Here is a 15,009-nt window from a genome sequence, read left to right as displayed (position 1 = left end):
AAAGTGCCCCACCACTGACAGGATCGTGCCCATGGACGCCGACGTTCGTGCCCAGGAACTGCTCTGGTGCGCCTGGCAGACCGGCACGCGGCTGACCGCGCTGCCCGAAGACATCCGCCCGCGTGACGACTTCGCCGCGATGGCCGTGCAGGACCGGCTGGCCGAGCTCGCCGGGCCGTCGTACGGCTGGAAGATCGGGGCCACCACCGAAAACGCCAGGGCGTACCTCGGGATCGACACCCTGTTCGCGGGGCGGCTGCTGCTGGCGCTGGAGATGCCGGATTCCCGCTACGCCGACCACGTGGCCGCGGGCAAGGCACAGGTCATGGCCGACGCCGCGTGCAGCGCGCGGTTCGTCATGGGCCGCGAGGTGCTGGGCTGGCGTGAGCTGGACCTGGCCGCGCACCCGGTGATCGCCTACCTCGACGGCGCGGAGTTCGCCAGGGGCTCCGGCGGAGTGGTGTTCGGCGATCCGCGGTTCGCGCTGCGGTGGCTGGCCGGTGAACTGCCCAGGCTGGGCCATCGGCTGCGCGCGGGCGACTTCGTCACCACCGGGACGACCACCACGCCGGTGCCGATCACCACCGGGAGCCACGTGCTGGCCGATTTCGGCGATCTCGGCACCGTCGAGGCGCGGTTCGCTGGGGGAGGGTAATCCCGCGGTTCCGGGGCTAACCTCACGTCCGTGAGCGTGCGCGGCCGCCCGCGGCATCCCGACCAGCTGACCCCCGCCGAGTGGCGGGTGGTCGACGGGGTGCGCCACGGGATGTCCAACCGCGTCATCGCCGAGCGCCGGGGCATCAGCCGGGACGCGGTCAAGTTCCACGTCGCCAACGCCCTGCGCAAGCTCGGCCTGTCGAGTCGCGCGGAGCTGCGTACCTGGCGAGGCGTCCCCGTGGACAGCGCGTTGGCGCGGGCCGGACCGAGCGAAGGAGGAGGACCGATGCTGGGAGCACTCGGGCAGGTGTCGCGGACGGTCAGCGACCTCGGGCGCGCGGTCGCGTTCTACGGCGGAGTCCTCGGCCTCGATCACCTGTATACGTTCGGCGACCTCGCCTTCTTCGACTGCGACGGGACGAGGCTGTTCCTCAGCGCGGTCGAGGAGGTCGGCGTCGAATCGGTGCTGTACTTCAGGGTCGCGGACATCACCGCGGCGTACGAAGGCCTTTCGGCCAAGGGAGTCGTCTTCGCGGGTGCGCCGCACCGGATCTTCCGGCACGAGTCGGGGGTCGAGGAGTGGATGGCCTTCTTCGAAGATCCGGACGGGCACACCACCGCGCTCATGGCGCGGCTCGGCTGACGGTCGCCGTCCGCCGGGCTCCTCCGGAGCGTGGTTTCGGCGTTTGCCTTGACGCTCACGTCAACGTTTACGCTCGGGACCATGCTGATCGGCGAGCTCGCGCGGCGCACCGGGACGACCACCCGTGCCCTGCGTTTCTACGAGGCACAGGGCCTGCTGCGGGCACAGCGCTCGGCCAACGGTTACCGGGAATACGACGAGGACGACCTCCGGCTCGTCACCGAGATCCAGGCCCTGCAGACGGTCGGCTTCACCCTCGACGACACCCGGCCGTTCGTCGCCTGCCTGCGCGCCGGGCACGAGTCGGGTGACTCCTGCGTCGACTCGATCGAGGTCTACCGGCGCAAGCTCGCCGAGGTCGACGCCTTCCTTGGCCGGTTGGGGGCTGTGCGGGCCGAGTTGCACGGCAAACTCGCCGAGGCGCTGACCCGGCAGGACGAATCAGGCCACGCCGACCCGTGCGTCGTGGCGCCGTCCCCAAGTGAGGAGCATTGATGTCCACTCTCGTTTCCGGCGCGCTCGCCGAGGTCACCGACAACACCTTCACCGCCGAGGTTCTGCGGCGGGCCGAACCCGCGCTGGTGGAGTTCTGGGCCAAGTGGTGCGGCCCGTGCCGGATGATCGCCCCCGTGCTCGCCGAGATCGCGGGCGAACGCGAAGGGTCGCTCACCGTCCGCAAACTGGACGCGGACGCCAACCCGGAGACCATGCGGGCCTACCAGGTCATGTCCTTGCCGACGATGGTGCTGTTCCGCGACGGCAAGCCGTTGCGGGTTTTCGTCGGCACGCGGACGAAGGCCCGGTTGCTCGCCGAACTGGACGAGGCGCTCGCCGGGGAGTGAGGCGCTACGGGCTCTCCACTCGGAGCCGGGCAGCAACGACGTCAGGCCCACCGCGGAAGCCGCGGTGGGCCTCACGTCGTTGCTGTGTGAGCGACTCGAGCGCCGTTATAGCAGGAGTGCGCTATTTCCGATTTAGCAGGAGCGTGCTACTTCCCGAATCCCGCCCGCTTCAGCGCGTCGGCCATCGAACCGCTCGCCGAGCTGGAACCGCCCTTGTCGCGCGAGCTGCCGCGGCCCTGCTGGCCACCACGGCCCTGGCCGCCACCCTGCTGCCGGTTGCCCTGGCCGCCCTGCTGGCGACCGCCACCGCCACCGCCGCCACGGCGATCCTGCTGATCGCCGCCCGCGGCCGGGGGCTCGTCGTCCAGGCGCAGCGTCAGCGAGATCCGCTTGCGCGGGATGTCGACCTCGAGGACCTTCACCTTGACGATGTCACCCGGCTTGACGACCTCACGCGGGTCCTTGACGAAGTTCTTCGACAGCGCCGAGACGTGCGCGAGCCCATCCTGGTGCACGCCGACGTCGATGAAGGCGCCGAACGCCGCCACGTTGGTGACCACGCCCTCCAGTCGCATTCCCGGCTTCAGATCGGACAGTTTGTCGACGCCCTCGGCGAAGGTCGCGGTCTTGAACGCCGGACGCGGGTCACGGCCCGGCTTCTCGAGTTCCGCGAGGATGTCGGTGATCGTCGGCAGCCCGAAGGTCTCGTCGACGAACTGTTCCGGCCGCACCTGCTGCAGCGTCCGGCTGTTGCCGATCACGCCCCGCAGGTCCGTGCCCACCGTCGTGAGGATCCGGCGGACCACCGGGTACGCCTCGGGGTGCACGCTCGACGAGTCGAGCGGATCGTCGCCGTCCGGGATCCGCAGGAAGCCCGCGCACTGCTCGAACGCCTTCGGGCCCAGCCGCGCGACCTCCTTCAGCGCGCTGCGCGAGCGGAACGGGCCGTGCTGGTCGCGGTGGCCGACGATGTTCTCCGCCAGCCCGGTGGTGATGCCCGAAACGCGGGTCAGCAGGGGTGTGGACGCGGTGTTGACGTCCACGCCGACGGCGTTCACGCAGTCTTCGACCACCGCGTCGAGCGACCGCGACAGCGAAGACTCGGAAAGGTCGTGCTGGTACTGCCCGACGCCGATCGACTTCGGGTCGATCTTCACCAGCTCGGCCAGCGGGTCCTGCAGACGCCGCGCGATCGACACCGCGCCGCGCAGCGACACGTCCATGCCGGGCAGCTCCTGCGAGGCGAACGCGGACGCGGAGTACACCGACGCGCCGGCCTCGGAGACGACGGCCTTGGTCAGGTTCAGCTCGGGGTGCTTCTTGATCAGCTCGGCGGCGAGCTTGTCGGTCTCGCGCGACGCGGTGCCGTTGCCGATCGCGATCAGGTCGACCTTGTGCCGCGCCGCGAGCGCGGCCAGTTCGGCGATCGAGTTGTCCCACTTGTTGACCGGCTGGTGCGGGTAGATCACGTGCGTCGCGACGGCTTTGCCGGTCGCGTCGACGATCGCCACCTTGACGCCCGTGCGGAACCCGGGGTCGAGGCCCATCGTCGCGCGGGTGCCCGCCGGGGCGGCCAGCAGCAGATCGCGCAGGTTCGAGGCGAACACGCGCACGGCATCGTCCTCGGCCGACTGGCGCAGCCGCATCCGCAGGTCGATGCCCAGGTGCAGCAGGATCTTGGTGCGCCAGGCCCAGCGGACGGTGTCGGTGAGCCACTTGTCGCCGGGGCGGCCGTTCGCGGCGATGCCGAAGCGCTGCGCGATGCGCCTCTCGTACTCGGTCGGGCCGACCCGCGGCTCGTCCGAGGGTTCCTCGGGCTCCATCGTGAGGTCGAGGACGTCCTCCTTCTCCCCGCGGAACATCGCGAGGATCCGGTGCGACGGCATCTTCGTGTACGGCTCGGAGAACTCGAAGTAGTCGGAGAACTTCGCGCCCTCTTCGGCCTTGCCCTCGCGCATTTTCGACGCCAGGCGGCCCTGTGACCACATCTTTTCGCGCAGCTCGCCGATCAGGTCGGCGTCCTCGGCGAAGCGCTCGACCAGGATCGACCGCGCGCCGTCGAGCGCGGCCTGTGCGTCCGCGACGCCCTTTTCGGCGTCCACGAACACGGCCGCCGCCGCGTGCGGGTCGGTGTTCGGGTCGTTGAGCAGGCCGTCGGCGAGCGGCTCCAGGCCTGCTTCGCGGGCGATCATCGCCTTGGTGCGCCGCTTCGGCTTGAACGGCAGGTAGATGTCCTCGAGGCGGGACTTGGTGTCCGCCGCCAGGATCTGCGCTTCCAGCGCCTCGTCGAGCTTGCCCTGGCTGCGGATCGACTCCAGCACCGAGGTCCGCCGCTCCTCGAGTTCACGCAGGTAGCGCAGCCGTTCCTCGAGGTTGCGGAGCTGCTCGTCGTCGAGCATCCCGGTGACTTCCTTGCGGTAACGCGCGATGAACGGCACCGTCGAGCCGCCGTCCAGCAGGTCTACCGCCGCCTTGACCTGCCCTTCGCGCACGCCGAGTTCTTCGGCGATCTTCTGCTCGACCGATAACAAGCTCACTGCCACGCTCCTGATCCGCCCTCTGAGGTCCTCCGGGCAAGCATTCTGCCGCTGACGTCCACCCGACTTTCGTATGGCCCCTCCCCAACGGTTTCTTGACATCCTGGATTGGTCTAGTCCATTTTGATGTGGCCCACATCACCCTTTAGTGGAGGCCGCCGTGGTCGTCAAGACAAAACACGCGCTTATCGCCCTGTTCTCCGCGCTGGCGCTCTGCCTGGGGGTCACCCTGGTGTTCGCCGGCGACGCGGCCGCGGCCAACCTGCTGGCCAACCCCGGGTTCGAGGCCGGGAACCTGAGCGGCTGGACCTGCAGCGGCTCGGCGAGTGTCGTGACGAGCCCGGTCCACTCCGGTTCGCGCGCGGTCACCGCCACGCCCGCCGGTCAGGACAACGCCCAGTGCACCCAGGTCGTGCAGGTCAAGCCGAGTACCGCGTACAAACTCAGCGCCTGGGTGCAGGGCAGCTACGTCTACCTCGGCGCCTCGGGCACCGGCACCCCGGACGTCAACACGTGGACGCCCGCGGCCACCGGCTGGTCGCAGCTGTCGGTCAACTTCACCACCGGCGCAGCCACGAGCAGCGTGACGATCTACCTGCACGGCTGGTACGGCCAGCCCGCCTTCTTCGCCGACGACGTCAACCTCGACGGGCCGGGCACACCGCCGACCACGACGCCCACCACCCCGACGACGCCCACCACGACTCCCACCACGCCGACGACTACCACCACCACCCCGCCGAACACCGGATCGCTGCCCAAGCACGTGCTGACCGGCTATTGGCAGAACTTCTACAACGGCGCCAAGGCGTTGAAGCTCGCCGACGTCCCCACCAGCTACAACATCATCGCCGTCTCGTTCGCCGACGCGGACGCGAGCCGTCCTGGCGCGGTCACCTTCACCCTCGACGCTGGCCTGTCCAGCCAGCTCGGCGGTTACACCGACGCGCAGTTCAAGGCCGACATCAAGACGGTGCAGGCGCGCGGGCAGAAGGTCATCATCTCCGTCGGCGGCCAGAACGGCACCATCAGCGTCAGTGACTCGACGTCCTCGGCCAACTTCGCGAACAGCGTGAAGACGCTGATCCAGCAGTACGGCTTCGACGGCGTCGACATCGACCTGGAGAACGGGATCAACGCGACGTACATGGGTTCGGCGCTGCGCAGCATCAACGCCGGCGGCGGCTCGGTCATCACGATGGCGCCGCAGACGATCGACATGCAGTCGACCTCGGGCGGCTACTTCCAGCTCGCGCTGACCATCAAGGACATCCTGACCATCGTCAACATGCAGTACTACAACTCGGGTTCGATGAACGCCTGCAACGGGCAGGTCTACAGCCAGGGCACGGTCGACTTCCTCACCGGGCTCGCCTGCATCCAGCTCCAGGGCGGTTTACGCGCCGATCAGGTCGGTCTGGGGCTGCCTGCCTCCAGCCAGGCGGCCGGGGGCGGCTACCAGTCGCCGTCGAACGTCGTCGCGGGGCTGAACTGCCTGGCCAAGGGCACCAGCTGCGGAAGCTACAAGCCGGCCGCGACCTACCCGGCGATCCGCGGGGCGATGACCTGGTCGATCAACTGGGACGCCACCAACGGCTACGGATTCGCCAACACCGTCAGCGCGGGGCTCACGACCCTGCCGTAGCGGGTGCTGGGCATGAAGGGGCCTGTGACGACGTCAAAGAAGATCGTCGCGGGCCCCTTCATGGCACCCCCGGAGTTGCGTGGCCCGGATCGTCGCGGCTGTGCCAGCTCCACCTCCCCGGGAAGCGAACTGAGGAAGGCCGTCCGGTCCTGCCACGATGGGCTCGTCCGGCCGGAGCCGTCCCACCTGTCTTACACTGCAGGATCAGGGATGGAGAAATGATGTGTACTCGTTGAATCCGCTGGTGAGACCGATCCCGGGGCGCAGTGGATGACGGTGTCGTTCGGCGCGCTGGGCGCTCTGGAGGCCGTGATCGACGGCCACCCGGTCGACCTGGGACACGCCCGGCAGCGTTACGTCCTCGCGGTCCTGCTCGCCGAGGCGAACCGGCCGATCTCGCTGGACAGCCTGGCCCAACGGGTGTGGGGAGACCGGCCGCCCCACCGGGCCGCCGGCACGTTGCGCAGCTACCTGTCCCGCCTGCGGACCACGCTGGCGGGAGCGCCTGATTGTACGATCGAACGCGGTTATGGCACATACGTGCTACGTGTCGATTCCCGTGCAGTGGACCTGCACCGGTTCCGCTCGTCGGTGGCTGCCGCGCGATCCGCGGACGACGACGCCGAAGCTGCCGCGTTGTTCGGAAAAGCGCTCGCACTGTGGCGCGGCGAGGCGTTCTCCGGTCTCGACTCGCCGTGGCTGTCCGGCATCCGAGGGGTGCTGGAGGCCGAACGCCACGCCGCCCGGCTCGACAGTCACGACATCCGGCTCCGGCTCGGACAGCACGCCGAACTGCTGAGCGTGCTGCTCCCGCAGGCCGACGAACACCCCTTCGACGAGCGGCTGGCCGCGCAGCTGATCCTCGCGCTCTACCGCTGCGGACGGCAGGCCGACGCGCTCGACCGGTACGAACGGGTGCGGCGCAGCCTCGCGGAGTCGCTGGGCACCGACCCCGGGGCGTCGCTGCGAGACCTCCATCAGCGCATCCTGCGCTCCGACCCCGCGCTCGGCCACCTGGTCGCGACGCGAACCCGCCCACCGATCGAGACCGTGGCCCCCGCCCGCCGCGAGCACGAGGACTCGGTGGCCGAGCTGACCGCGATCCGGGCTGTCGCGAGCATGATCATCGTCGCCCGCGAAGGCGACTACGACCGGGCCGCGCGCCGGATGCGCACCACCACACCCGCCCTGGTGCGGGAGATCGGCGAACTCCAGGACGAGGTCGGCGGGGCACTGCTGGCCCAGAGCGAGCACGGAGTCCGGCTCACCGAACTCGGCGAACGGCTGCGGACCGGCGCCAGGCAGGGCGTCGCTGAACTGGCCACCGTCTTCACCGAATGCCGGTCGTCTCGCCTGGGGATCACCGGACGGCTGCAGGTCGGCTACGTCGCCAGCATCGGTGGCGACGTCGTCGCGAGGCTGACCGCGAGATTCGAGAAGCTGCATCCGCAGTGCCGGGTCACCCTGACGCCCACCCGGATCGGGCACCAATGGAACAGCGGCGACCTGATGGCCGAGGGCGATCCCGACGTCGTACTCCACTGGTCGCCCGGCGGCGACACCCGGTCACTGCGGCTCCCCGGGCGGAGCGTCGGGCCGGTGATCGCCCACCAACCTCGCGGCGTGCTGGTGCCGGACGGCCATCCGCTCGCCCGCCGGTCGTCTGTTGTCCTCGAGGACCTGGCCGACTTCGAGCTGATCGACCCCGGAGAGGCGTTGCATCCCGTCGCGCGGGACCTCTGGGTCCCGCCCGTGACCCCGTCCGGCAGGCCGATTCGGCGGACTGGAGAGACGGTCACCGACCTGATCGGGCGGACCCGGATCAGCGCCGAGGACATGCTTTCGCTGGTGCTTCGCGGATACGGACTGCACATCACCGTGGTTTCGCTGCTGGAGCGGTACCCGTTCCCCGGGCTGACCGTTGTGCCCGTTGTTGATCTGCCGCCCATGGTCGTGGCCGCCGTCTGGCGCACCGACGGGGAGAGTGCGGCCATTCGGGCTTTTGTGGGGGCTCTGCAGGGGTAGCTCGCGCCGCTAGGTCGCTGCTGTGTTTTTTGGCCAGCGCGCTCACAAACTCGCGCCGCCAGGTCGCCCCTGACTTCCAGCGTAAGTGCGGCTTTTGTTTGTAGGGGGGCGACCTGCCGTCGCGAGTTGGGGCGGCCTGGCGGCCGCGAAAGAGGGCGCGCGGCGGTGAAGTCTCCGCTCGCAGGGCTCGCGGAGACGCTGTGGTTCCGGACTACAGCGGTGGTTGGTTTTTGTGGTGTGTGTCGGGGGCGGGTCTGGGTGAACCGGTGACTGGTTTGGCTGGGTCTTGGTGGTTCCGCTTGCCCTTAAGTTTGGGTGCTGGTTTTGGGTGGGGCGGGGTGGTGTTTTGGTTTTTTTCTTTTTAGGGGTTTTTTAGGTTTTTGGGGTTAGGGGGAGTTTTAGGGCTGCGGGGGCGGTTTGGGGGACTGCTGGGGTTCTTGGGGGTGTGGGGGTTATGCGCTGGTAGGTGATGCCTGGTTGGGGGCGGGGGTCGGGGTCGCCTTTGTTGGGCCAGAGGGCCATTGCTCGCTCGGACTGGGCCGTTATGGTGAGGGATGGGTTGACGCCCAGGTTCGCCGAGATCGCCGAGCCGTCCGACACGTGGAGTCCCGGGTGACCGTGGAGGCGCTGGTAAGGGTCGATTACGCCCGTTGCCGGGGTGGTGCCTATTGCGCAGCCGCCGATGAAATGGCCGGTTACCGGGATGTTCGCCAGATCCGTCCAGGCGCCTTGGGGGAGGCCGCCGATCTTGTCCGCTACCCGGCGGGTGACCTCGTGGCCCGCCGGGATCCAGTCCGGGTTAGGGGCGCCGTCGCCTTGCTTTGTGGTCATTCGGCGGCCGAAGGGGCCGCGCTTTGTGTAGGTCGTCACCGAATTGTCGAGCGTTTGCATCACCAGAAGTCCGATCATGCGCTCTGACCAGTGTCGCGGATTGTGCAACTTCGGGAGGTTCCGCCACTGACGCCGCAGCTCTCGCAGGCCGAGCGCCCAGCGACGTTTGCCGGGTTCGGCGTCGACCAGGACTGTGGTGAGCAAGCCCATGAAATTGCTGCCCTTGCCGTAGCGGACCGGCTCGACGTGCGTGACCGCGTCAGGGTGGATCGACGACGTGATCGCCACGCCGCGAGTGAAGTCCGTGTCCGTCCGGAGCGATCGGGCAGCCAGTACCGCTTCGGAGTTCGTTCGCGCCAGCATGCCGAGTCGCGGCGATATGTTCGGCAGGGCGCCCGAGTCCTTGAGCCGGTGGAGGAGCCGTTGGGTGCCCAGTGACGCGGCGGCGAACACGACCTGTTCGGCGGTGAACGTCCGGCGGGCCTTGCGCACCCAGCGGCCCGTTCGCACCGTGTCCACGGCGTAGCCGCCGGACTTCGGCCGCACCGAGACCGCGGTGGTCAGGGGGTGGACTCGCGCGCCTGCCTGCTCCGCCAGGTAGAGGTAGTTCTTCACCATGGTGTTCTTCGCGCCCACACGGCAGCCGGTCATGCACTCGCCGCAGTGGGTGCAGGGGGTGCGGGCCGGGCCGGCGCCGCCGAAGAACGGGTCCTCGCCGCGTTTCGCGCCGCCGCCGCCGAAGTAGACGCCGACCGGGGTGCGGCGGTAGGTGTGCCCGACGCCCATGTCCTCGGCGACCTCGCGCAACACCCGGTCCGCTGGCGTGGTCAGCGGGTTCTCGACCACGCCGAGCATCCGCTTGGCCTGGTCATAGTACGGCGCGAGCTCCTCCTTCCAGTCGGTGATGTGCGCCCACTGCGAATCGGTGTAGAACGCGTCCGGCGGCTCGTACAGCGTGTTCGCGTACACGAGCGAGCCGCCGCCGACACCGGAACCGCTCATCACGAAGGTGTTGTTCAGCAGGGTCAGCCGCTGGATGCCGTAGCAGCCCAGTTTCGGCGCCCACAGGTACTTCCGCAGCCGCCACGACGTCTTCGCGAACTCGTCGTCGGCGAACCGGCGGCCCGTTTCCAGCACGCCGACGCGGTACCCCTTCTCGGTCAGGCGCAACGCCGCGACGCTGCCGCCGAAGCCGGAGCCGATCACCAGCACGTCGTAGTCAAAGCTCATGCGCCCACCGTCCGGTACTCGGTCAGGTCCAACGTCCTGGTCCGGCGGTCGTACTCACTGACCAGGCCCGGCCAGTTCGTCGACACGCGCCCGTCGTCCTGGCGGTACCAGCTCGCGCAGGTCGTCCACACGCTCTTCGCCAGCCGCCGCTGCACCTCGGCGTCGTAGCGTTCCTCGACCTCCGGTCGGACATCCACATAGGACACATCGGGCCGGGTGAGCTGCTCCACGGCCTGGCGGATGTAGCGGGCCTGCCGCTCGATCATGTACACGATGGAGCCCGCGCCGAGGTTGGTGTTCGGTCCGTACACGCAGAACAGGTTGGGGAACCCCGGCACGGTCATGCCGAGGTACGCCCGCGCGCCGCGCGCCCAGGCGTCGGACAGCGACCGGCCGTCGAGTCCGTGCACCTCGAGCTTGCCGAGGAACTCCGTCGCGGCGAAACCGGTGCCGTAGACGACGATGTCGGCCTGGTGCTCGGTGCCGTCCTCGGTGCGCACGCCGCGCGGGGTGATCGCGGTGATCCGCCCGGTCTCGACCTCGACGTTCGGCTGCGCGAGCGCGGGCAGGTAGTCGTTGGTGAACAGGATCCGCTTGCAGCCCAGCGGATAGTCCGGCTTCAGCTTCGCCCGCAGCGCCGGGTCCTTGAGGTGCCGGCGGCGCAGCTGCCCGGTGCGCAGCTCGAAGACCTTCGTCAGGAACTGGTGTTTGGTCATCCCGTAGGTGGCGTACTCGGCCAGCAGGAAGATCCGCAGCCTGCCGAGCAGCTGCGTCGCCGGGAGCCTGCGGAACAGCCGCTGCTGCCAGCGCCGATAGCGGGTGTCCTTCTTGTTCATGATGTACGGCGCGGTGCGCTGGAACAGCGTCACCCGCCCCGCCTCGCGCCGGATCTCGGGGACGAACTGGATCGCGCTCGCGCCGGTGCCGATCACCGCGACCCGCTTGCCGCGCAGGTCGACGTCGTGGTCCCACTCGGCCGAGTGAAAACTGGGCCCGGCGAAGGTCTCGCGGCCCGGGATGTCCGGCAACACCGGGCGTGAGAGCTGCCCGACGGCCGGGACGAACACGTTCGCCTCGTACGTCTCGCCGGTGCTGGTTTCGACCGTCCACAGCCCCCGGCGGGAGTCGAACGTCGCGCTGGTGACCTCGGTACCGAAGCGGATGTGCGGCCCGAGGCCGTACTTCGCGGCGACGCGCTTGAGGTAGGCGTGGATGTCGGGCTGCAGCGAGTACCGCTTCGGCCAGTCGGGATTCGGCTCGAACGAGAAGGAGTAGAGCGGCGAAGGGATGTCGCAGCCCGCACCCGGATAGGTGTTTTCGCGCCACACCCCGCCGACCTCGTGCGCGCGCTCGAGCAGCGTGAACTCGGTGAAGCCCGCGCGCTGGAGCTCGATCGCGGTGCCGATCCCGCCGAACCCGGTGCCGACGATCAGGACGGACGGGCCCGTCCCCGGTGGCGTAGTACCCATCTGCAGGAAGCTACCCACCGCCCGTCCCGGCCGGAAGGACACGAACGGTCAGCGAATCGACATTTTCGGCCACCAGCTGCCCTTGCGGAGGCTGTCAGGGCAGGAAACGGACCTCGCGGACTTCGGCGTCGGCTTCCGCCCAGCGCAGCAGCCGCCGCCCCGCGCTCTCCACTGACGCCATGTCGCGTTTCGTGAACCGCTCGAACGGGGTGACCCGCAGCGTCGCCACTTTTCGGCGGACCTGCGATTCCCAGCTTCCCCGCACATACCCGTCGAGCAGGACCGTGCCCTTGACCAGCCCGTTCTGGGTGATCACGCGCTTGCGGTGGTCGTCTGAGATGACCCGGGTGCGGTCCGCGTAGGACAGCAGCGTCTGGTCGAACGGGCCCAGCAGCCGCGGTGGCGCCGGGGTGTCGGCGCCCGGACGGGGCGCGCCGGGCAGGTCGAACAGCTCACGCCCGCTCTCGTCACGAAACGTCCGCAGCTCGGGACGCAGCCGCTCGGCGACCTCGCCGAGCCGCGTGAGACCGGACCAGGCCTGCGCATCCCGTACAGTCGCCGGGCCGAACGCGGCGAGGTATCGGCGCATCAGGTTCCCGGGGGACGGCCGGGGGTCCAGCGGCGCGTCGAGCCAGTCTTCGGCGGTCACGTACGTCGCCTGACCGGACCTGCCCCAGACCCCGCGCGGCGGGATCTGCACAAGGGGCAGCAGGCCCCTGGCGACGTGCGTGAGCGAGTTCGCCGCCCGGTCCGGCCAGCGCCGTCCGAGCTCCTCGCCGAGCCCGGCGCCGGTGTGCGGACGCCCTGCCAGCAGGTCCCGGGCGGCTTGGGCGACCTCGGTGTGGTCGAGCCCGGCGATCTCCCGCGAGTGCTGGGCGTTGGTGGCCAGGTCCCGGTCCATGAGCACTTGCACCAGCGGCCGCCACGCCAGCGCGTCGGCCGCGGTGACCAGGTGGACGGTGCCGCGCATCAGCACGATCCGCACCACCTCGCGGCCGAGCAGCAGCCGGGCCAGGTCGTCCTGCCGGAAGCCGTCCAGCCGTGCGTGCAGCGCGTAGTACGGCGGGAACGGTGCCTGGGCTTGGAGTCCGGCGAGGTGCTTGATCGCCTCCAGCGCCGTCAGGTTCGCCCTGCGCAGGAGGAGTTGGCGGTCCAGGGTCGCTCGATTGAGCGCTCGGAGGCTCAGCAGGGGCGCGGGCACCGGCTCACAGTAGCCACCGGGTCGAGTCTGATCCATAATTCCGGCCATGGCCGAGCTCGCCGTGCCCGCGATCCGTGACTGGGACTTCCCCCGCTCCACGGCGAGCATCCAGCTGATCAGCCAGTTCGCCGCGGAACGCGGTCTCCCGGCCGCGCGGCTGCTCGCGGGGACCTCGCTCGAACCGGCCGCACTGCGCGACCCGGCACTGCAGGTCGACGCGCGCCAGGAACTGGCCGTGATCCGCGCGCTGGTCGCCGCACTCTGTGCAGGGGGCGAGGACGGGGACGAACTCGCGCTGGCACTGGGCAAGCGCTACCACGTCAGCACGTTCGGCATCTTCGGGTTCGCCTGCATCAGCAGCCCGACCCTGCGCGACGCGATGTTGTTCGCCCTGCGGTACCTGGACCTCAGTTTCACCTTCTGTATCCCGCACGTGGTCGTCGACGGGCCGCGGATCGTGCTGCGGATGGACGACGCGCGGGTCCCCGGCGACGTCGCGCGGTTCCTCGTGCTGCGTGACCTCGGCGCGATCTACACGGTGATGCGGGACCTGCTGCCGTCCATCTGCCTGAGTTCGCTGGAGTTCGCCCACGAAGCGCCCGCCGCGACAAAGTCCTATGTGGACGCCTTCGGCAGGCTCCCGGTGTTCGGCGCGCCCGCGCACGCGGCCGGTCTCGACCCGGCGTACCTGGAGCAGCCGCTGCCACAGGCCAACGAGCAGACCGTCGCCATCTGCGCCGCCCAGTGCCACACGCTGGTGGCGCGCAAACGGGAGCGAACGGGCATCTCGCACCTCGTGCGCGAGCGGCTCGTGCGGTTCGGCGGGGTCGACGCGGGGATGGACGAGATCGCCCGCCAGCTCAGCCTCAGCCCCCGCACGCTGCGCCGCCGGCTGGCCGAAGCCGGGACCGGCTACCGCGGGCTCGTCGACGAGGTCCGCCAAGCGCTGGCCGAGGAGATGCTCGACACCGGCGCGCTTTCGGTCGAAGACGTCGCGCTGCGCCTCGGGTACGCGGAGGCGTCGAGCTTCATCTACGCGTTCAAACGCTGGAAGGGCATGACCCCGGCCGCCTACGCGCGCAGATCGTCGTCGCGGGCGAGGCCCGGTCGCTGAGCCTCAGACCGGCGGGCGGCTGTCCCCGTCGCCCGCGGCCAGCTTACCGGCGAGCAGCTCCGGGTAGGTGACTTTCAGCAGATGCAGAATCGAACCGGTGAGAAAGATTCGCAATTCCTCCCGGTCGAGAGAGCCGCGGACCAGCCATTCGCGCGACGCCGCCCGCAGCATTCCGCCGTACGACCGGATCATCGCGCGCAGCTGTTCGCGGCCTTCGGTGACGCCGGTCATCAGCGCGGCCTCCAGCACCCGGTCGGCGGCGACCTCGTCTGCCTCGCGCAGGATCCGGTCGACCTCGGGGTCGCGCCCGACCGCCTCGTGGCCGATCGCGGTCAGCCAAGCCCGCCGGTTGCGTTCCACCACATCGAGCCAGTGCCCGACGCCGATCGTGAGCCGGTGTTCCATGGTGGTGTCGGGCAGGTTCTCCACGACCGGCGCGGGCACGATCACCATCTGCCGCACGACCTCGAGATAGAGCTCCCTCTTGTCACCGAAGTAGTGGTTGATCAGCGGCCGCGCCACGCCCGCCGCCTTCGCGATGTCCGAAGTGGACACTGAGGCGTAGCTGCCGTCGCCGAACAGCCGCCGGGCCGCGGCCAGGATCTCCGCGCGTCTTTCCTCGGGTTCCAGCCTGCGCCGCTTCGTGCGGGACCCGCTGCTCATGGTCCCAGCGTCACAACTCGTGGACGAGCTGTCAACACGCTATTGACATCACGTCAGGAATGCCGGTCGCCCTGGTCCCCCGTTATCGAACCGGAACGACTCCCCGGTAACTTCCGGGCCGTCCACCGCGACGAGACAACAGAGACCGGCGC

The 15,009-nt window shown here is 69.4% G+C and carries 12 protein-coding genes; 7 read left to right on the top strand and 5 right to left on the bottom strand.

Annotated features, from left to right (window positions below; translation table 11 throughout):
• Positions 1–31: 31 nt before the first annotated feature.
• The 4 genes from QMK34_RS20240 (at position 32) to trxA (ending at position 2,142) form a co-directional block, all read left to right on the top strand.
• Positions 32–655, top strand: a complete 624-nt coding sequence (locus QMK34_RS20240; protein ID WP_326415693.1) for a hydratase — start codon at positions 32–34, stop codon at positions 653–655.
• A gap of 30 nt (positions 656–685) precedes the next feature.
• Positions 686–1,300: a VOC family protein gene (locus tag QMK34_RS20235; protein ID WP_326415692.1), complete on the top strand. Its 615-nt coding sequence runs from the start codon at positions 686–688 to the stop codon at positions 1,298–1,300.
• An 81-nt stretch (positions 1,301–1,381) separates the two neighbouring features.
• Positions 1,382–1,795 carry a MerR family transcriptional regulator gene (locus tag QMK34_RS20230; RefSeq protein WP_326415691.1) on the top strand — a complete coding sequence of 138 codons (414 nt, stop codon included), beginning with the start codon at positions 1,382–1,384 and terminating at the stop codon, positions 1,793–1,795.
• Positions 1,795–2,142 (top strand): thioredoxin, encoded by a 348-nt coding sequence (trxA, locus tag QMK34_RS20225; protein WP_326415690.1) that lies wholly within the window; start codon positions 1,795–1,797, stop codon positions 2,140–2,142. The genes QMK34_RS20230 and trxA overlap by 1 nt, the downstream gene beginning before the upstream one ends.
• Positions 2,143–2,288: 146 nt before the next feature.
• Here the strand turns inward: trxA and QMK34_RS20220 are convergent, their stop codons facing one another.
• On the bottom strand, positions 2,289–4,679 hold the full coding sequence (locus tag QMK34_RS20220) for a Tex family protein (RefSeq protein WP_326415689.1): 2,391 nt from the start codon (positions 4,677–4,679) through the stop codon (positions 2,289–2,291).
• Between the two features lie 160 nt (positions 4,680–4,839).
• On the opposite strand from QMK34_RS20220, the gene QMK34_RS20215 reads away from it, so the two are divergent.
• Positions 4,840–6,324: a chitinase gene (locus QMK34_RS20215; protein WP_326415688.1), complete on the top strand. Its 1,485-nt coding sequence runs from the start codon at positions 4,840–4,842 to the stop codon at positions 6,322–6,324.
• A 270-nt stretch (positions 6,325–6,594) separates the two neighbouring features.
• Positions 6,595–8,349, top strand: coding sequence for a BTAD domain-containing putative transcriptional regulator (locus tag QMK34_RS20210; protein ID WP_326415687.1), 1,755 nt, complete (start codon positions 6,595–6,597; stop codon positions 8,347–8,349).
• 372 nt (positions 8,350–8,721) lie between these two features.
• Here the strand turns inward: QMK34_RS20210 and QMK34_RS20205 are convergent, their stop codons facing one another.
• The 3 genes from QMK34_RS20205 to QMK34_RS20195 form a co-directional block, all read right to left on the bottom strand.
• Complete coding sequence (locus QMK34_RS20205; RefSeq protein WP_326415685.1) at positions 8,722–10,410, bottom strand: GMC family oxidoreductase; 1,689 nt, start codon at positions 10,408–10,410, stop codon at positions 8,722–8,724.
• Positions 10,407–11,879, bottom strand: coding sequence for a flavin-containing monooxygenase (locus QMK34_RS20200; protein ID WP_326415684.1), 1,473 nt, complete (start codon positions 11,877–11,879; stop codon positions 10,407–10,409). Before QMK34_RS20200 ends, QMK34_RS20205 begins: the two co-directional genes overlap by 4 nt.
• Before the next feature lie 94 nt (positions 11,880–11,973).
• The gene (locus QMK34_RS20195; RefSeq protein WP_326415682.1) at positions 11,974–13,080 is read right to left on the bottom strand and encodes a winged helix DNA-binding domain-containing protein; all 1,107 of its coding nucleotides are present in this window, start codon (positions 13,078–13,080) and stop codon (positions 11,974–11,976) included.
• A gap of 46 nt (positions 13,081–13,126) precedes the next feature.
• Here QMK34_RS20195 and QMK34_RS20190 point away from each other — a divergent pair, with 46 nt between their 5' ends.
• Positions 13,127–14,194, top strand: a complete 1,068-nt coding sequence (locus QMK34_RS20190) for an AraC family transcriptional regulator (RefSeq protein WP_326415681.1) — start codon at positions 13,127–13,129, stop codon at positions 14,192–14,194.
• 3 nt (positions 14,195–14,197) lie between these two features.
• On the opposite strand, the gene QMK34_RS20185 is transcribed toward QMK34_RS20190, so the two are convergent.
• Positions 14,198–14,857, bottom strand: a complete 660-nt coding sequence (locus QMK34_RS20185) for a TetR/AcrR family transcriptional regulator (RefSeq protein WP_326415680.1) — start codon at positions 14,855–14,857, stop codon at positions 14,198–14,200.
• Positions 14,858–15,009: the final 152 nt, after the last annotated feature.

The organism is Amycolatopsis sp. H20-H5, assembly GCF_035828755.1.
In the GTDB taxonomy this organism is placed as follows: domain Bacteria; phylum Actinomycetota; class Actinomycetes; order Mycobacteriales; family Pseudonocardiaceae; genus Amycolatopsis.
Note: the sequence above shows the minus strand (reverse complement) of the source record. Positions and strands in the feature narration are given on the sequence as shown.